Origin of the sequence: Pseudomonas sp. Xaverov 83 (assembly GCF_019352905.1) — a bacterium.
GTDB lineage: Bacteria > Pseudomonadota > Gammaproteobacteria > Pseudomonadales > Pseudomonadaceae > Aquipseudomonas > Aquipseudomonas yamanorum.
This window is the reverse complement of the sequence record NZ_JAAAFU010000029.1, coordinates 298983-317031: the sequence shown is the minus strand read 5'-3', so window position 1 is coordinate 317031 and position 18049 is coordinate 298983. Positions and strand designations below refer to the sequence as shown.

Annotated in this window: 19 protein-coding genes; 7 read left to right on the top strand and 12 right to left on the bottom strand. The window is 61.3% G+C overall.

The window, feature by feature from the left end:
• The first annotated feature begins 147 nt into the window (after positions 1–147).
• A complete protein-coding gene (gene arfB / locus K0H47_RS12855; RefSeq protein ID WP_093206840.1) occupies positions 148–561 on the top strand; it encodes an alternative ribosome rescue aminoacyl-tRNA hydrolase ArfB in 414 nt (137 codons plus the stop codon).
• Here arfB and K0H47_RS12850 read toward each other — a convergent pair.
• From K0H47_RS12850 to K0H47_RS31060, 3 genes are all read right to left on the bottom strand, one after another.
• A complete protein-coding gene (locus K0H47_RS12850) occupies positions 558–1757 on the bottom strand; it encodes an MFS transporter (protein WP_017475721.1) in 1200 nt (399 codons plus the stop codon). The genes arfB and K0H47_RS12850 overlap by 4 nt on opposite strands.
• A gap of 86 nt (positions 1758–1843) precedes the next feature.
• The gene (locus K0H47_RS12845; RefSeq protein WP_010169883.1) at positions 1844–2017 is read right to left on the bottom strand and encodes a hypothetical protein; all 174 of its coding nucleotides are present in this window, start codon (positions 2015–2017) and stop codon (positions 1844–1846) included.
• A 74-nt stretch (positions 2018–2091) separates the two neighbouring features.
• Positions 2092–2220, bottom strand: a complete 129-nt coding sequence (locus K0H47_RS31060; protein ID WP_256579784.1) for a hypothetical protein — start codon at positions 2218–2220, stop codon at positions 2092–2094.
• A gap of 362 nt (positions 2221–2582) precedes the next feature.
• Between K0H47_RS31060 and K0H47_RS12840 the strand changes: the two genes are divergently transcribed.
• Positions 2583–3857, top strand: a complete 1275-nt coding sequence (locus tag K0H47_RS12840; protein WP_063033910.1) for an MFS transporter — start codon at positions 2583–2585, stop codon at positions 3855–3857.
• Here the strand turns inward: K0H47_RS12840 and K0H47_RS12835 are convergent.
• Positions 3854–4438 (bottom strand): HD domain-containing protein, encoded by a 585-nt coding sequence (locus tag K0H47_RS12835; RefSeq protein WP_063027683.1) that lies wholly within the window; start codon positions 4436–4438, stop codon positions 3854–3856. The two genes, K0H47_RS12840 and K0H47_RS12835, sit on opposite strands and share 4 nt — an antisense overlap.
• Before the next feature lie 33 nt (positions 4439–4471).
• Positions 4472–4783, bottom strand: a complete 312-nt coding sequence (locus tag K0H47_RS12830; protein WP_063027685.1) for a DUF962 domain-containing protein — start codon at positions 4781–4783, stop codon at positions 4472–4474.
• A 161-nt stretch (positions 4784–4944) separates the two neighbouring features.
• Between K0H47_RS12830 and K0H47_RS12825 the strand changes: the two genes are divergently transcribed.
• Positions 4945–6000: an AraC family transcriptional regulator gene (locus tag K0H47_RS12825; RefSeq protein ID WP_003212986.1), complete on the top strand. Its 1056-nt coding sequence runs from the start codon at positions 4945–4947 to the stop codon at positions 5998–6000.
• Here K0H47_RS12825 and K0H47_RS12820 read toward each other — a convergent pair.
• The 7 genes from K0H47_RS12820 to K0H47_RS12790 form a co-directional block, all read right to left on the bottom strand.
• Positions 5957–7411 carry a TrkH family potassium uptake protein gene (locus K0H47_RS12820; RefSeq protein ID WP_219272824.1) on the bottom strand — a complete coding sequence of 485 codons (1455 nt, stop codon included), beginning with the start codon at positions 7409–7411 and terminating at the stop codon, positions 5957–5959. The two genes, K0H47_RS12825 and K0H47_RS12820, sit on opposite strands and share 44 nt — an antisense overlap.
• 260 nt (positions 7412–7671) lie before the next feature.
• Positions 7672–9009 carry an imelysin family protein gene (locus tag K0H47_RS12815; protein WP_063027687.1) on the bottom strand — a complete coding sequence of 446 codons (1338 nt, stop codon included), beginning with the start codon at positions 9007–9009 and terminating at the stop codon, positions 7672–7674.
• A 162-nt stretch (positions 9010–9171) separates the two neighbouring features.
• Positions 9172–11223, bottom strand: a complete 2052-nt coding sequence (locus K0H47_RS12810; protein WP_063027689.1) for a bifunctional diguanylate cyclase/phosphodiesterase — start codon at positions 11221–11223, stop codon at positions 9172–9174.
• Positions 11224–11441: 218 nt separating this feature from the next.
• Positions 11442–11618 (bottom strand): hypothetical protein, encoded by a 177-nt coding sequence (locus K0H47_RS12805; protein ID WP_017475729.1) that lies wholly within the window; start codon positions 11616–11618, stop codon positions 11442–11444.
• Between the two features lie 153 nt (positions 11619–11771).
• On the bottom strand, positions 11772–12368 hold the full coding sequence (locus K0H47_RS12800; RefSeq protein ID WP_003212997.1) for a superoxide dismutase: 597 nt from the start codon (positions 12366–12368) through the stop codon (positions 11772–11774).
• Between the two features lie 187 nt (positions 12369–12555).
• Positions 12556–13158 (bottom strand): LysE/ArgO family amino acid transporter, encoded by a 603-nt coding sequence (locus tag K0H47_RS12795; protein WP_201140179.1) that lies wholly within the window; start codon positions 13156–13158, stop codon positions 12556–12558.
• A gap of 5 nt (positions 13159–13163) precedes the next feature.
• Positions 13164–13565 carry an ACT domain-containing protein gene (locus K0H47_RS12790; RefSeq protein WP_201140180.1) on the bottom strand — a complete coding sequence of 134 codons (402 nt, stop codon included), beginning with the start codon at positions 13563–13565 and terminating at the stop codon, positions 13164–13166.
• 99 nt (positions 13566–13664) lie between these two features.
• Between K0H47_RS12790 and K0H47_RS12785 the strand changes: the two genes are divergently transcribed.
• From K0H47_RS12785 to K0H47_RS12770, 4 genes are all read left to right on the top strand, one after another.
• Positions 13665–14558 carry a LysR family transcriptional regulator ArgP gene (locus tag K0H47_RS12785; protein WP_063027695.1) on the top strand — a complete coding sequence of 298 codons (894 nt, stop codon included), beginning with the start codon at positions 13665–13667 and terminating at the stop codon, positions 14556–14558.
• Between the two features lie 52 nt (positions 14559–14610).
• A complete protein-coding gene (locus K0H47_RS12780) occupies positions 14611–15609 on the top strand; it encodes an NAD(P)-dependent oxidoreductase (RefSeq protein ID WP_063027697.1) in 999 nt (332 codons plus the stop codon).
• A 117-nt stretch (positions 15610–15726) separates the two neighbouring features.
• Complete coding sequence (locus K0H47_RS12775; protein WP_063027699.1) at positions 15727–16554, top strand: hypothetical protein; 828 nt, start codon at positions 15727–15729, stop codon at positions 16552–16554.
• A 156-nt stretch (positions 16555–16710) separates the two neighbouring features.
• The gene (locus K0H47_RS12770; protein ID WP_093206857.1) at positions 16711–17970 is read left to right on the top strand and encodes an AGE family epimerase/isomerase; all 1260 of its coding nucleotides are present in this window, start codon (positions 16711–16713) and stop codon (positions 17968–17970) included.
• Positions 17971–18049: the final 79 nt, after the last annotated feature.

The following is an 18049-nucleotide window of genomic DNA, read 5'->3' as shown; positions in this document are numbered from 1 at the left end:
TGCTTACTTTTGCGCTTTTCAAAAGTGAGCCGCTGTAAGAGCGGAACCCTAAGCGGCCGTTACCTAAATAACGGATATACCCCCAGCCCCCAGCAGCCCACCACATTGGCGTATCCTTACCCCTCCACCCCAAGGCCCGATCAAAAAATGCTGGTGATATCCAACAACGTGCACCTCCCCGACGCCGAGATCGAGCTGACAGCCATCCGCGCCCAAGGCGCCGGCGGTCAAAACGTCAACAAAGTCTCCAGCGCCGTGCACCTGCGTTTCGACATCCCGGCCTCGTCCCTGCCCGACTTCTACAAGGAACGCCTGCTGGCCCTGCGCGACACCCGCATCACCAGCGACGGCGTGCTGATCCTCAAGGCCCAGCAATACCGCACCCAGGAACAAAACCGCGCCGACGCCCTCGAGCGCCTGGTCGAGCTGATCCTCAGCGCCACCAAGGTCGAAAAGAAACGCCGCCCCACCAAACCCACCCTGGGCTCAAAAAAGCGCCGCCTCGAATCCAAAACCAAACGCGGCAGCATCAAGGCCGGTCGCGGCAAGGTTGATTTCTAAGCCGCCTCCCGCTCCTCGCGGTACTTAGGCGCCTGCCGATACAAATACAGGCTCAACAGCAACCCGCCAAACGCCGCGATCGCCGCAAACAGAAAGATCGAGGCAAATCCGAACCCCGCCGCAATCGCCCCGGCCAACGGCCCGGTGATCCCCAACGACAAATCGATAAACAGCGAATACGCCCCCACCGCCGCGCCCCGGCTCGAGGCAGGCACCAGGTTGACCGCCTCCACACCCAAGGCCGGAAACACGAGGGAAAACCCGAACCCGCTCAACGCCGCACCCGCCAACGCCAAATGAGGATCCGGCGCCAGCCACAACAGCAGCAGGCCCAGGGTCTCTACCGACAGGCAGGCAATCGCCACGCGAAACCCGCCAATGCGGTTGATCAAATTACCGAACAACAACCGCGCCCCGATAAAGCTGGCACCGAACAGGCTCAGGCACAGCACCGCGTTGTCCCAGTGCTGGGTCGCGTAATACAGGGTGATGAAGGTCGCAATGGTGCCAAACCCGATCGAGCCCAGCGCCAGGCCGCAGCCGTGGGGCAGTACGCGCCCGAGCACATGCATGAACGGTAGGCGCTCGCCCACCACGATCGGCGCGGCGACTTTCGGCCAGGCCAGCAGCAGGCCCAACACCGCCAGCAGGATGATGCTGACGCCCATGCTCCACAGCCCGAAATGACTGACCAGCAACACCCCCAGCGGTGCGCCGATGGCCAGGGCGCCGTAGCTGGCGATGCCGTTCCAGGAGATGACCTTGGCGGTATTCGCCGCGCCCACCCGGCCAATGCCCCAGCCGATGGAGCCCGAGCCCACCAGGCTTTCAGCGCTGCCCAGCACCAGGCGGCCGATCAGCAGGCTGGTGAGGCTCAACGCCGGCAGGTGTGACAGCCACGCCGAGAGCAACATGAACACGCCACTCAACCCGCAGCCCGCCAGGCCGTACATGACGGCGCGCTTGCTGCCGCGGTTATCGATGATGCGCCCGGCATAGGGCCGGCTCAGCAGGGTGGCCAGGTATTGCACGCTGATCACCAGGCCCGCGATCACGGCGCCAAAGCCCAGGTCGCTGTGCACGTAGCCGGGCAACACGGCCAGGGGAATGCCGATATTCAGGTAGCCGATGAAGGTGAACAGAACGATGGAAACGACTTGCAGCGTGACCGCCATGGGGCGCTGGGTATCTGGCATGGGGAGAGGTCCACTGTCGCAGCAGGAAAAGATAGGCTGCTTATGATACCGATGCTGGGCGCGTGCGGGGGCAGCAAACCAAACTTTTAGCGATCGGCGGGGTTGAGCAGTTGCGTGGTTACCAACGCGGCGAGGGCGTTTTCCTGGGTGCCGAAGCGCTTGAGCAGGAGGGCCTGTTTTTCCGGGGTGAGGCGGTTCCATACGTCGACCATCTGCAGGGCAGTGTCGAGCAGGGCGGTATCGGGGGTGGTGTCGGTCATGGCGGGGCTCACGGTGTTCAGGCGGTGTGGAAAGCGCGCAATGTCACGCTTTCCACACGGTCTGGGTACGGCTCTCAGTCTTCGCGCTTGCGGTCGACCGGTTTTGCCTCTTTTGGCTCGGGCTTGCTGGCACCGGCCTGTTGCGGGGTTGGCTGCTCAGTTTCGCGCAGGCTTGGGAAGGGGAGATTAGGGATTTCGTGCATCGTCGTCGCTCCTCGCAAGATCTGTTTTATCAATCGCAGGTGATTCCGCGCTTTCAAAAAGCTTGGGCAGGATACAGCACTGTAAATGACAGAAAGATTTTATCTCGAAAAATGAACACCTCTTCATCCCGCCGCGCAAGTGACGTGGCGCCACAGGTGGATCGGTTGTCATCGTACAACATCACCCGTAACGGATTGACATCGTGTTGCGGACTGAATATAACGCTAACAGTTGTATGACGACATATGACGTTACAGTTTTATAGCGCCCGTAATACGGGCGCGCTCGGTCGCAGAACGTAAGCCTCAAATCTAAAAATAATTAAGGTGAAGCGATGAAAATCAAAGGCATCCGTTGGTGGATGGTCGGGCTGATGACGGTCGGCCTGATTATTAACTACCTGGCCCGCAACACGCTGTCCGTCGCAGCCCCCACGCTGATGACCGACCTGAGTATCTCCACTGAGCAGTATTCCCACATCGTTGTTGCCTGGCAGGTGTGCTACGCCTTGATGCAGCCGATCGCCGGTTATGTGATCGATGCGATTGGTACCAAGATGGGCTTTGCGATCTTCGCCATTTCCTGGTCGGTGGTGTGTGCGCTGGCGGCGTTTGCCACCGGTTGGCAGAGCCTGGCAGTGGCCCGTGGCGCCCTGGGGCTGACGGAGTCGGCGGGCTTCCCCGGGGGCGTCAAGGCGATTACCGAGTGGTTCCCGGCTAAGGAGCGTTCCGTCGCCATCGGCTGGTTCAACTTTGGTTCGTCGTTTGGTGCGCTGCTGGCGCCGCCACTGGTGGTCTGGGCGATTTTGCACAGTGGCTGGCAGTTGGCGTTCCTGATCGTCGGCGGTATCGGCCTGGTATGGAGCGGGCTTTGGCTGCTGCTGTACAAGCACCCGCGTGACCAGCGCCTGCTGGCTCAAGCCGAGCGTGAGTACATCGAAGCCGGCCAGGAAACCCACCTCAAGGAAGGTGTGCAGAAGAAAGCCAGCTGGAAGCGCATCCTCAAGAGCCGTAACTTTTTCGCCATCGCCTCGGCGCGGATGCTCTCGGAACCGGCCTGGCAGACCTTCAACGCCTGGATTCCGCTGTACCTGATGACCGAGCGGCACATGAACATCAAGGAAATGGCGCTGTTCGCCTGGCTGCCGTTTCTGGCCGCCGACATCGGCTGCGTACTGGGTGGCTACCTGAGCCCGCTGTTCCATCGCTACTTCAAGGTTTCGCTGTTCACTTCGCGCAAGCTGGTGATGCTGTTCGGTTGCCTGTGCATGATCGGCCCGGCGTGCATCGGCCTGGTGGACAGTGCCTACACCGCGATTGCCCTGCTGTGTGTCGGTGGTTTCGCGCACCAGACCTTGTCCGGCGCGCTGTTTTCCATTGCCTCGGACTCATTCGGCAAGAACGACGTGGCCACCGCCACCGGTGGCGGGCAGATGTGCGGGTTTATCGGGGCTGCGGCATTTACCGCCGTGTTCGGCGTGCTGGTGACCAAGGTCGGCTACAGCCCGCTATTTGTGGTGCTGGCGATTTTCGACATCATCGCGGCCATCATCATCCTGACTGTGGCCCGGGAGATTGTTAAAGGCCCGGAGCCGACCGTCCAGACGGGGCACGGCGGCAGGTTGTTGCCGGTTTAACCCTGGCGCTCCATCGCCGCCTTGTAGAGCGAGTGCTTCGGCTGGGCAAACACCCGCGCCAGCATCGGTTCGAAGAAGCTCAATGGCAGGGTGTCGTAGGCTGGATCGAACGCCGCCGCGTCGTATTGCGCGCAGAACTCGATGGTTTGCCGGTACTGCGGGTGGTCGCCAAATTGCTCGCGCAGGTGGCGGTCCATCCCCAGGTGATGGAAGAAGTAGTAACCCTGGAAAATCCCGTGCTTCTCCACCATCCACAGGTTCTCGGGACTCACAAACGGCTTGAGGATCGCGGCGGCGATGTCCGGGTGGTTGTAGGAACCCAGGGTGTCGCCGATGTCGTGGAGCAGGGCGCAGACCACGTACTCTTCATCACGTCCGTCGTGCCAGGCGCGGCTGGCGGTTTGCAGCGAGTGAGTCAGGCGGTCCACCGGGAAGCCGCCGAAGTCGCCTTCCAGCAGTCGCAGGTGCGCCACGATTCGGGTTGGCAGTTGCCGGGCGTAGGCGCTGAAATCCTTGGCGATGATCGCCCAGTCTTCCTGGGTGCCATCCTGCATATGGGTGAAGCGGGCCTGCTGGTTCATCAAAGCCTCTCTTATTGTTTTTGAGGTGCAGGGCTAGAACGGCACCTTGCCTAGAATCATGTCGCGGTACATCACAAAATCCCCCAACAGGCTGTAAAGCGGGTGCTGGAAGGTCGCCGGGCGATTCTTTTCAAAGAAGAAGTGGCCGACCCAGGCAAAGCTGTAGCCCGCCACCGGAACCGCCAGCAGCAGCCACCAGGCGCCTTTGCCGATCGCGAACGCCAGAATGAAGATCACCAGACTGGTGCCGATAAAGTGCAGGCGACGGCAGGTGCTGTTGCCGTGTTCCCTCAGGTAATACGGGTAGAAATCAGCGAAGCTATTGAATTGTCTGACATTTTCCACAGTATCCGGCCCTCTGATTATTGTTCTGCCCGACAGATGTTCGGCGGGGAGCTTATTTGAGTCTAGAGTCATCAGTGGTAACAGCCAGTGACAATAGATGCCACTTTAGTATCCTTCGGATTCCTGGCTGTCGTTTCAGCCTTCCTTGTTAAGAAAACGCCATGAGCGAACGAACGACTTCTGCAAGCTGGGCGATGGGGATAGTCAAGGCGCTGGAGATGGACGGCCTGGATTGCCGTGCCTTGTTCAAGCAGCTTGGCCTGGATTACGCCGCGCTGAATGACCCGGATGCACGTTTCCCCCAGGACTCCATGACCCGGCTCTGGCAGCGTGCGGTCGAGCTGTCGGGCAACCCGGCGATCGGCTTGAACATGGGCAAGGTGGTGCGCCCGGCGTCGTTTCATGTGGCTGGCTACGCGTTGATGTCCAGTAACACCCTGGCCGAAGGTTTCATGCGCCTGGTGCGTTATCAGCGAATCATCGCTGAAAGTGCCGACCTGAGTTTCCGACTGTTACCCGAAGGTTATGCGTTGATTCTTACCGTGCACGGCGACCACCTGCCGCCCACCCGACAAAGCGCCGAAGCGTCCCTGGCCAGTGCCCTGGCGTTATGCGGCTGGCTGACCGGGCGCACTCTGCAACCGCGCAAGGTGCTGGTGCAGGGCGATCAACCGGCGGACCTGGCACCCTACAAACAAGCGTTCCATGCACCGTTGGTGTTCAACGCGCCCTATGACGCGCTGATCTTCGAGCGGGCAGATATGGAGGCGCCGTTGCCTACGGCGAACGAGGCGATGGCGTTGCTGCACGATCGTTTTGCCGGGGAATACCTGGCGCGGTTTTCCGAGAGCCGGGTGACCCACAAGGCGCGGCAGGTACTGTGTCGATTGCTGCCTCAAGGCGAGCCCAAGCGTGAGGTGGTCGCGCAGACGTTGCACCTGTCCCAGCGCACCTTGCAGCGTCGTTTGCAGGAGGAGGGCACCAGTTTCCAGACCTTGCTCGATGACACCCGCCGCGAACTGGCCGAGCAATACCTGGCGCAGCCGAGCATGACCCTGCTGGAGATTGCCTACCTGCTGGGGTTTGCCGACCCGAGCAACTTCTTCCGCGCGTTCCGCCGCTGGTTCGATGCCACGCCCGGCGAGTACCGGGCGCGGTTGCACGAGTTGCCTGTCAGTGACGCCAAAACGCCGGAATGCACAGCACAAACACCGTAATGATCTCCAGCCGGCCCAGCAGCATGCCGAACGACAGGATCCACTTGGCGGCATCCGGCAGGGTGGAGAAGTTGCCGGCCGGGCCGATGGTTTCCCCCAGGCCCGGGCCCACGCCGGACACGGTGCTGGCGGCGCCGGTCAGCGCGGTCATCCAGTCCAGGCCCAGCAGTGACAGGGCCAGGGCGATGGCGCAGATAGTGATGGCGAAGAAAAACGAAAAGGTCAGGATCGAACGCACGATTTCTTCATCGAGGCGATGGCCGTTGTACTTCTGCTTGATCACTGCCCGTGGGTGAATCAGCTGGTTCAAGTTGGCCTTGAGCAGGATGTAGGCCACCTGGAACCGGAAGATCTTGATCCCACCGGCGGTGGAGCCGGAGCAACCGCCCACAAAGCCCAGGTAGAAGAACAGCATCAGCGAGAAATTGCCCCAGATGCTGTAGTCCCCCAGCGCAAAACCGGTGGTGGTCACTACCGACGTGACGTTCACCGCTACGTGGCGCAGCGCCTCCAGCCAATGCAGATTGGTGGTCCACCAATACCAGGTGCCGAGCACCAGCCAGGTCACCACCAGCAAACCGAGCATGCCCTGCACCTGCTGGTCCTTGATCAGCGCCCGGCGGTTGCCGCGCATCGTGGCCACGTACAGGGTGAACGGCAGGCTGCCGAGAATCATCACCACCACCGCCACCCAGTGCACCGCCGGCTGTTTCCAGTGGGCCAGGGATTCATCGGAGGTGGAGAACCCGCCGGTGGAAATCGCCGACATCGCATGGTTGATCGCGTCAAACAGGCCCATGCCTGCCCACCAGAACGCCAGGCTGCCGAGGATGGTGATGCCCACGTACGCCGCCACGATCAGGCGCGCCACCATGTGCGAGCGGGGCATGACCTTTTCCGAGCGGTCGGAGGACTCGGTCTGGAACAGGCGCATGCCACCGATGCGCAGCAGCGGCAGGATCGCCACCGCCATGCCGATAAAGCCGATGCCGCCGAGCCAGTGCAACAGCGAGCGCCAGATGAGGATGCCCGGGGACATGGTGTCCAGGCCACTGAGCACCGTGGAGCCGGTGGCGGTGATGCCGGACATGCTTTCGAAGAAGGAGTCGGTGTAGCTGATGTGCTGGGTCAACAGGAACGGCAGTGCAGCGAAGATGCACACCACCAGCCAGCTTGTCACTGTGAGGAGGTACATGTCCCGCGGGCGCAGGTGCACGTGTTCCGGGCGACCGGGAATCACCAGCGCCAGGCCGGCGATGAAGGTAATCAGGCTGGCCCAGAGGAACGATGGCAGGTCGCTGGTGCGTTCGAAGAAGACCAGGGTCGCCATGGGGATGACCATGGCGATCGCCAGGGTGATCAGGAAGATGCCGATTATGAAACCGATTATCCGTAAGGTCGGCAACGCCATGAGGTCCGCTCGGTGTGACAGGAAAGGCGCCATTCTACCTGCGGTGCAGGGCAAGTAAACCGGGGGCTGGAAGGCGACGCCGGGCAAATGTGGGAGCGGCTTGCTCGCGAAAGCGGTGTGCCAGTCAACGGATGCATTGGCTGACCCACCGCTTTCGCGAGCAAGCCCGCTCCCACAGGGGGGTTGCGGTGGTTAATGGACCTTGAAGGGCAGGCACAAAAAAGGCGACCCGAAGGTCGCCTCATTCAACGCGGCACGGATCAGAATTCGTGATCAGCGTTATCCGGGTTCAAGTCACTGATGCCCAGCTTGCCAGCGGCCTGTTCGATCGAACCGGTCTGCTTGACCAGCGCGGCGATGGCATCACGCACGATCTGGTTGCCTTTATCGTTACCGGCAGCGATCAACTGGTCGTAGTGTTCGCCGTTGTTGGCGTGATCCACCATCACCTGGATCTTCGCTTCGGTCGACGCCAGGTCGGCTTTCAGTGTCGCATCGGCGGTTGGATCAGCCTTGGCCACCAGGGACGACAGGCTTGGACCGGTCATTTTGGTACCGTCGGTGCGGGTGTACTCGCCCAGGTAAACGTTACGAATGCCTTTGGCGTCATAGAAGTGCGAGTTGTGGGTGTTGTCGCTGAAGCAATCCTGTTCGTCTTCCGGCGAGTTGGCTTCCAGGGAAACCTTCATGCGCTCACCGGCCAGTTCGCCCAGGGACAGGCTACCCATACCGAACAGCATTTTGCGCAAGCCATCGGTCGGCGCTTCGGCTTCCAGGGTGGCGCGGTAGTTGTCTTCGACGTTGGGTTTCCAGTTGCCGACCATTTCTTCCAGGTCGCTGACCAACAGTTGAGTCACGGCGCGCAGGTAGGTGCGGCGACGCTCGTTGTGGCCGCCAGTAGCGCCATCACCGGTCATGTAGTCCGACGCTGGACGATTGCCGGCGCCCGGGCCGGTGCCGTTCAGGTCCTGGCCCCAGAGCAGGAATTCAATCGCGTGGTAACCGGTGGCCACGTTGGCCTCGGAACCGCCCAGTTCATTCAGGCTGGCGAGTTTTTCCGGGGTGATGTCTTTCACATCGACCTTGTCTTCGCCGACCTGGATTTCGTTGTTGGCAATGATGTTGGCGGTTGCGCCAGGGTTGCCCAGGGCGTGTTCGTAGGTTTTGTCGACGTAGTCGATCAGACCTTCGTCCAGGGGCCAGGCGTTCACTTGGCCTTCCCAGTCGTCAATGATGGTGTTGCCGAAGCGGAACACTTCACTCTGCAGGTACGGCACGCGCGCGGCGATCCAGGCGGTACGGGCCGCTTTCAGGGTGTCGTCGTTCGGGTTGGCGAGGAAGGTGTCGATCGCGGTTTGCAGGGTCTTCGCAGTGGACTCGGCATCGCTGTATACGGCGAAGACCATGTCAGCGTAATGCGCGACCACGGCCTTGGCAGCGGCCTCGTCGACCTGGCCTGCCGGGGCAGCCGCAGGGGCTGGAGTGCTGGCGGCGGCCGGGGCTTGAGGCGCGGCGGCCTTGTCTTTGCCTTCACCGCAACCGGCAAGAGAAATGGCAATGGCGAGAAGGCTGGCGGTGGCCAGGGGCATACGAATCATGGCGAACATCCTGCTTCGGTTGATGATGGGGCACGCGGGGGGCGCGCAAAACTGCGACATAATGCGAAAGATTTGCATTTTGTGTAAAGGGTTATAACTAGGAAATATTTAGTATCGATTTGCTGGCCATCGGCGCGTGCGGCACCGCTGGCCAGCATTGCTTCAGAGAATGGCGGCGTTATTGCGTTGGGCCTGTTTCAAGTAGGCCGCCAACTCCCGTGCCGGCAGGGGTTTGCTGTAGTGGTAGCCCTGACCTTCGTGGCAACCCTCGGAGATGATGTAGGCCTCCTGTTCGGCGGTCTCCACACCTTCGGCGATCACCTGCATGCCGAGGCTTTTGCCGAGCTGGATGATCGCCCGCACGATGGTCGCGTCGTCGTCGTCATCCAGCAGGTCCTGGACGAAGCTCTTGTCGATCTTGATCTTGTCCAGCGGCAGGCTTTTCAGATAGCTCAGGGACGAATAGCCGGTGCCGAAGTCATCAATTGCAATCAACGCCCCGGAGCGGCGCAGGCTCAGCAGGTGCTGGGCGGCGGTGCTGATGTCTTCCATCAGGCCGGTCTCGGTAACTTCCAGCTCCAGGCTGCGGGGCGGCAGGCGGTAGATTTGCAGCAGGTTGTTGACCACCCGTGGCAGCTCGGCGTGGTGCAACTGTACGGTGGACAGGTTGACCGCCATGCGCAGCTCGGTGAAGCCTATGTCATGCCATTCCCGGAGTTGCCGGCAGGCCTGGTCCAGCACCCATTCGCCGATGGCAATGATGGTGCCGTTCTGTTCGGCCAGGGGGATAAACAGGTCAGGCGGCACCAGGCCATGTTCCGGGTGCTGCCAGCGAATCAAGGCTTCGACACCCACCACGCGATGGTCGAGATAGCTGATCTGCGGCTGGTACACCAGGTGGAACTGCTCGCGGCTCAAGGCGTCGCGCAAATCCTTTTCCAGCTCGCGGCGGCGGCGCATTTCGCTGTCGACGCTGGCGATATAGAACTGGTAGCGGTTGCGCGAACGGCTCTTGGCCAGGGTCATGGTCTGTTCGGCTTTTTGCAGCAGCTTCTCGGTGCTGTCGCCGTCTTCCGGGAACAGGGTGATGCCGATGGTGGCACGCAGGCGGATCTGTTCGTGGTCGAGGGCGAATTCGGCCTCCAGGTCATCGAGGATGCTTTGCGCCAGCTCGGCTGCTTCGTAGGGTTGCTCGATATCGGCCTGCACCAGGGCGAACTGGTCGCCACCCAGGCGGGCGAGGGCGCCGAGGCGGCCGCTGTGGGCCCGCAGGCGGTCGGCCAGGGCCAGCAGCAATTGATCGCCGGCCTGGTAGGTGAACTGCTCGTTGACGCTTTTGAAGTCATCCAGCCCCACACACAGCACTGCGACACGGCGCTGCCGGCGGCCGGCGTCGGTCAGGATCTTGTCCAGTTGCTCCTGCAACTTCTGGCGGTTCGGCAGGCCGGTGAGAAAGTCGTACTGGGCCATGCGCAGCAGGCTGTTCTCCGCCTCGTGGCGCAAGTGGGTGTTGCGCTCGATGGATTCGAGCAACTGGTTGGCGGTGCTGATCCAGATCCCAAGTTCGTTTTTCTCGTGGCCCTTGAGCTGCGGAATCTTGTGCTCGCTGGGGCGATCGGGGTTGATCGAACTCAGGTGCTCGATGACGCGGGACAGCGGCTTGGTCAGCAGCCAGTGATAGACCAGGTACAACACCAGGCCCATGGCCAGGGCCCGCAGCACCCCGGAGATGAAAATGATCACCGAACTGACGAGAAACCCTTTGCCATAGGTGGCGGTGTCGAGGGTGATGCTCAGGTCGCCGTAGTACTCGCTATAAGGCCCGCGCCCCACCAGTGGCGTGGTGAAGGTGCGCTCCTGGCCCAGAATCAGGTCGGTCAGCCAGCGGGTCGGGGATTGTTGCAGGTCGCGAGTTTTCTCCGCGAGCATGGTTTCGTTGGGATGGCCGATGGAGGCCATGCGCACGGCATCGTCCTGGAACAGACCTTCGATGACCTGCATGCCCATCTCCCGGTCCAGGCTGTAGACGGCCTGGGTCGACGGGTCGCGAAACATGTCGAGGATGCGCTGGGCATCACCGGCCACGGCCTGGCGCGTCTTATAGGCATCAAAGACGATCTGCGCCGCGCTCAGCACCACGCCCACTGCCAATGCCGAAAGCAGCACCACCCGTAGCAACTTCACCGACAAGCTGTTTTTGAGTTCCAGCTTCAAAGGGGTATTCCTTGTTCCATGCGGGTAGCCTCAATATGCCATGAGTATTGGCAATCCGGTGAGGGCAGTCAAAGGAACATTGGGCTCGGAGCACCTGAATGCTAACAACTGAAGGTTGGGAAGGAGGAGGGCGGATCTGTCCGCCGTCCTCTTGTACTGCGCGGGGAGCGAAGGTGAATGCCTTTTTTATAGCTCGCGAGAGGTTGCCAAGGGTTTTGTTAGCCGAAAGTAATCTGCTCGGATGATTTCTGGTGAGCATCTTCGCCGATTTTACCCGGTTCCCCACCTGCGCTCTGACTTGTTGAATCCATCAGCTTGCTCAGCAGGTCCATGCCTTTTTCTGCCAGTGGCATGGCTGCTGAAACCGCTGACATTCCCATCGATAAAGGATCCATTGCGGACTCTCCTAACTGAAATGAGAGAGTTATTTCTCTCACTTGTTGGGTGGCCAGTTCATCGCCTTGAGTTCCACGGGTCCTGCATTACGCTTTTGTAACCTCCACAAAAAAGCCCGGCAATCGCCGGGCTCTTTCTACTGCAAGCAGTACTTAAGCAGTGAAGGTTTTGCCTTCGAACTGCTCAGCCACGAACTTCCAGTTGACCAGGTTCCAGAACGCTTCCACATACTTTGGACGCACGTTGCGGTAGTCGATGTAGTAAGCGTGTTCCCAGACATCGCAGGTCAGCAGCGGGGTGTCGCCGCTGGTCAGCGGGTTGCCGGCGCCGATGGTGCTGGCCAGGGCCAGGGAACCGTCAGCCTTTTTCACCAGCCAGCCCCAACCGGAACCGAAGGTACCGACGGAAGTCTTGGTGAACTCTTCCTTGAACTTGTCGAACGAACCGAACGCAGCGTTGATGGCTTCAGCCAGCGCGCCGGTAGGTTGGCCGCCGGCGTTTGGCGCCAGGCAGTTCCAGTAGAACGTGTGGTTCCAGACCTGAGCGGCGTTGTTGAAGATGCCGCCCGAAGAAGACTTGACGATTTCTTCCAGGGTCTTGCCTTCGAACTCGGTGCCGGGCACCAGGTTGTTCAGGTTCACGACATAGGTGTTGTGGTGCTTGTCGTGGTGATATTCCAAGGTTTCCTTGGAAATGTGCGGCTGCAGGGCATCGTGTGCGTAGGGCAGCGGCGGCAATTCGAAAGCCATGATGATTCTCCTAATCAGGTCAGTTGCGGTGAGCGCAAGGCCGATCACGGGCGGCCAAACAAGCGCCGGGGAGTTTGTACTCTTTGCGGCGCAGGGGCTGGATCATAGCACCGGGGGTGCGGCAAAACCACGCAACAACTGTGTGGGATAGAGGTTCCAGAGGGTTTTGGCTTCTGTTGAAAAAAGTTTATGCGGCGCTGATTAATTGATAGGCCACGCTGAACATCATGGCCGCCACCAGCAGGTCCAGAATTCGCCAGGTGGCGGGGCGCGCCAGCCACGGTGCCAGCCATGCGGCGCCCAGGGCCAGGGTCATGAACCACAGGAATGAAGCGCTGGCGGCACCGGCCACATAGGCGCCGGGTTCGGTCTGCTGGGCACCGAGGGAGCCGATCAACAGCACGGTATCCAGATACACGTGGGGATTGAGCAAGGTCACTGCCAGGGCGCTGAGCATCACCGCCTTCAGCGAGCGCACCTTGAGGTTCTCACCCTGGTCCAGGCTCTGCTTCGAGCAGGCCCGGCGCAAGGCGAGGGTGCCGTACCACAACAGGAACGCCGCACCGCCCCAACGGGCAACCGCCAGCAATATCGGGTTATGCGCCAGCACGGTCGCCAGGCCGAACACACCGGCGGCCACCAAGATTGCATCGCACACCACGCATAACGCCGCCACGGGCAGGTGATGTTCGCGCCGCAGGCTCTGCGCCAGCACAAACGCGTTCTGGGTGCCGATGGCCATGATCAAACCGAAGGCTACCAGCAGGCCGTTCATATAGCTTTGCCACATAGGATTTACTCCGCGTCCGCCGCCAATTGCCGCAACACCGCCATGGCGCGCTCGGCATCGGCGCGGCCAACAAACAGGTGATCGTGGTAGTAGCCGGCAATCACGTTGCAACTGATCCCGGCCTTGCCCAGGGCCGTGGCAAACGCGGCGGTCAGACCCACCGCTTCCAGGGCCGAATGCACGTTGAGGGTGATCCACGCTGCCACGTAGTCGAAGGCCAGCCCGGCCCGTTCGGCCTGCTGGCGCTCGACGATCAGCGTCAGGCCTTCCTGCTCGCGGAAGCTGCCGATCACGTCGCAACCCTCGGGGATGCGGCCGTCGGCCAGGGTACAGAACACGTAGTCACCGTCATTAAGCTGTGGGCTCATGCTGCGCAGCAGGGTTGCCAGGGCGGTTTCGCCAGCCATGTGGAAGGTCCTTGAATAAGAAGAAGCGATGCTGGCTATTCTCCCGTCCAAGGCTGTATAAGAAAAACCAATATTGCTGATCGCTCATTAGGAAAACTGATGTTCGACTATAAATTGCTTTCCGCCCTCGCTGCGGTGGTGGAACAGGCCGGCTTTGAGCGGGGCGCCCAGGTGCTGGGAATCTCTCAGTCGGCGATCTCCCAGCGCATCAAGCTGCTGGAAGCGCGGGTCGGCCAGCCGGTGCTGGTGCGCGCCACGCCGCCGACGCCCACCGAAATCGGCCGCCGTTTGCTCAACCACGTGCAACAGGTGCGGCTGTTGGAGCGCGACCTGCAAAGCCAAGTGCCCGCGCTGGATGAAGAGGGCATGCCCGAGCGCCTGCGCATCGCCTTGAATGCTGACAGCCTCGCCACCTGGTGGGCCGAGGCCGTCAGCGACTTCTGCGCCGAGCAACACCTGCTGCTGGATTTGGTCGTAGAAGACCAGACCGTCGGCCTCAAACGCATGCGTGCCGGCGAAGTGGCGGCGTGTATCTGCGCCAGCGAACGCCCGGTGGCCGGTGCCCGCAGCCTGTTGCTCGGTGCCATGCGCTATCGGGCGCTGGCCAGCCCGGCGTTTGTCGCACGGCACTTTCCCGATGGCGTACGCGCCGATCAACTGGCCCGCACTCCGGCGCTGGTGTTTGGCCCGGATGATTTTCTGCAGCATCGCTACCTGGCATCCCTGGGTGTCGACGGTGGTTTCGAACACCATTTATGCCCCTCGTCCGAAGGTTTTATCCGCCTGACGGAAGCTGGATTGGGCTGGGGCCTGGTGCCCGAATTGCAGGTGCGCGATCAACTGGAAAGAGGCGTGCTGGTGGAGTTATTGCCAGATAAGCCGATCGATGTGCCTCTGTACTGGCATCATTGGCGCAGTGGTGGACAATTGCTGGGTCTGCTGACGGATCATCTGGCACACACAACGGGGCAATGGTTGGTGCCGTTGGCGTGATGGCCAGCGTCAAGGCAACAGCGATGAAAAACGAAAGAATGCGGAGTAAGTCATGAAAATTCTGGTCACCGGCGCAAGCGGCTTCATTGGCGGGCGTTTTGCGCGTTTCGCCCTGGAGCAGGGCCTGGACGTGCGGGTCAACGGGCGGCGGGCCGAAGGTGTGGAGCACCTGGTACGGCGCGGCGCCGAGTTTATCCAGGGTGATTTGAATGATCCGGACCTGGTGCGCGAGTTGTGCCGCGACGTCGAGGCCGTGGTGCATTGCGCCGGGGCCGTGGGGCTGTGGGGGCGCTATCAGGACTTCCACCAGGGCAATGTGCTGGTCACCGAAAACGTGGTGGAGGCCTGCCTCAAGCAGCGGGTGGGACGCCTGGTGCACCTGTCGTCGCCGTCTATCTATTTCGATGGCCGCGACCACCTGGGGTTGACCGAAGAACAAGTGCCCAAGCGCTTCAAGCATCCGTATGCGGCCACCAAGTACCTGGCGGAGCAAAAGGTGTTTGGCGCCCAGGAGTTTGGCCTGGAAGTGCTGGCCCTGCGCCCGCGTTTTGTCACCGGTGCCGGCGACATGAGTATCTTCCCGCGCCTGTTGAAGATGCAGCGCAAGAACCGCCTGGCGATTGTCGGAGATGGCCTGAACAAGGTGGATTTCACCAGCGTGCACAACCTCAATGAAGCTTTGCTCAGCGGTTTGCTGGCGACGGGTTCAGCGTTGGGCAAGGCCTACAACATCAGCAACGGCGCCCCGGTGCCGGTGTGGGATGTGGTGAACTATGTGATGCGTCAAATGGACATGCCCCAGGTCACCCGTTACCGGTCCTACGGCTTGTCCTATAGTGTCGCGGCGCTGAACGAGGCCTTCTGTGCGATGTGGCCAGGGCGTCCGGAACCGTCTTTGTCACGGCTGGGCATGCAGGTCATGAACAAAGATTTCACCCTCGACATCACCCGGGCACGGCATTATCTCGACTACCAGCCCAAGGTCAGCCTGTGGGCGGCCCTTGATGAGTTCTGCAGTTGGTGGAAGGCTCAAGACGCAGGGCTTAAATAACCGGCAACACACCGGGAACCGAATGGGCGAACCCCGGTCGATCAGTGCGGCAGCCGGAGGTTTATACTCCGGCGCTTGGCTATCCATATGCCACCTCAAAGGATTTAAGGTTGATTCATGCGTAACGATGCTAACGACGACTTTGACAACGTTCCCAGCCTGCGGGCGGACACCTCGGACGACGATGATTTCGAGCCTACGCCGGCCACGTCCGTGCGCTCCCGGCCAGCGCCTGTCGTCAAGGTCAAGAGCGCCAGCACCGGGCCGTTGTGGGCACTGGTCGGTGCGTTGCTGTTTGCCTTTGCCGGCCTTGCCTGGTGGAGCTTCCAGCAGATTTCCCTGATGGGCCAGCAACTGGTGGCCACCCAGGAAAGCTTCGCGCGCATCAGCGAGGAAGCGGCGGGGCGCCTGCAGGATATTTCCGGCAAGGTGGTGGCCAGCGAAGCCAACGTGAACAACGGTAGCGAAGCCCTGAAGCTGCAGATCAAGCAGCTGGAGACCCAGTTGCTGGAGCAGGGCAAGCAGCAGTTGGGCGTGGCCGGCCAGGCCACTGACCTGGACAAGCGCCTGGAGCAAATGACCGCCAGCACGACCCAACTGTCCAGTGCCAACGCGCAACTGCAAGGGCAGGTCCAGGCGCTGACGGAGGCGGTGGCTGCCCTCAAGTCCCGGGACGCCGAGTTCAAGGACCTCTCCGCCGACGTCGCAGCCCTGAAAAAACAGGGCAACCCCACGGCCGCCATCGCCCGCCTGGAGCAGGACCTTGTGGTCCTCAAGAGCGAACTGGACAACCGCGCGGCGGCTTCCGACGGTCCGTCCACCAAGGAGTTCGACGTGTTCCGCATCCAGACCACGCGTAACGTCACTGCCTTGCAAAGCCAGGTGCAGAACCTGCAGCAGCAGATCAACCAGCCAGCCCGGATCACCCCTCTCGGGCAGCAGTGATGTGAGGCGCTGCAGGCGTCATTACACATGACGCCTGCAGGCCCTAGCACAATCAATGTCACCATCCTGTGACATTTCCTACCTCCTTCGTTACTTGCCCTCGCCCCGCCCTTGTTTAGACTCCCGTTATCCCGCACATAATAAAAAGGGCTAATCATGACCACGCAACCACTGCCTGCCAGTAGTTGGCTGAACGCTCCTGCCCATCACGCCTGGCTTGCCACTGAAGGCCAGCGCCTGCTGTCATTCGCCAAGGCTTCCAAACTGCCTGAAGGCTTCGGCAATCTCGACGATCACGGTGTTTTGCCGCCCGATGCCGTCGCCGAAACCATGAACACCGCCCGCATGACCCACAGCTTCGCCATGGCCCATGGCCTGGGCCTGCCCGGTTATGCCGACCTGGTGGAGCACGGGGTTGCGGCCCTCAGCGGCCCGCTGCGCGATGCCCGGCATGGCGGTTGGTTCGCCACGCCCAATGCCAGCGATGGCAACACCGGCAAGGCCGCCTATCTGCATGCCTTTGTCGCCCTGGCCGCCAGCTCCGCGGTAGTGGCCGGCGCGCCCGGCGCACAAACCTTGCTCAACGACGCGACCCACATTATCGACCAGTATTTCTGGAGTGAAGAGGAGGGCGCGATGCTCGAGTCCTTTGCCCAGGACTGGAGTGGTGTAGAAGCCTATCGCGGCGCCAACAGCAACATGCACGCCACCGAAGCGTTCCTGGCCCTGGCCGATGTCACCGGTGAAACCCGTTGGCTGGACCGCGCGCTGCGCATCGTCGAACGAATTATTCATACCCATGCGGCGGAAAACCGGGACATGGTCATCGAGCATTTCGACAGCCACTGGCAACCCCTGCGCGGTTACAACGAAGACAACCCGGCCGATGGTTTTCGCCCCTACGGCATCACCCCCGGCCACGGCTTCGAATGGGCGCGGCTGGTGTTGCACCTTGAGGCCGCGCGCCTGGATGCCGGGCTCGCCACCCCTGAGTGGCTGGTCACCGATGCCAAGGGCCTGTTCGCCAGCGCCTGCGAATATGCCTGGGCCGTCGACGGCGCCCCGGGCATTGTCTACACCCTCGACTGGAGCCAGCGCCCCGTGGTGCGCGAGCGCCTGCACTGGACCCATTGCGAAGCCAGCGCCGCTGCCCAGGCGCTACTCAAGCGCACGGGCGAACTGCATTACGAAACCTGGTACCGGCGCTTCTGGGAGTTCTGTGAAAGCCATTTCATTGACCGAACCCTCGGCAGCTGGCACCACGAACTGAGCCCGAAAAACCAGCCCAGCAGCAAGATCTGGGGTGGCAAGCCGGACCTCTACCACGCTTGGCAGTCTGTCTTGCTGCCGGGTCTACCCTTGTCACCGAGCATGGCCAGTGCCGTGGCCGCCGGGCGTTATGTCACCAAGTGGTGACATTTTGGCGTCCCTTTGTTACCTGCACCTGAAAAATCACTGTTTAAACTCGTTTGCAGCGCAAGCACCGACTTGCATG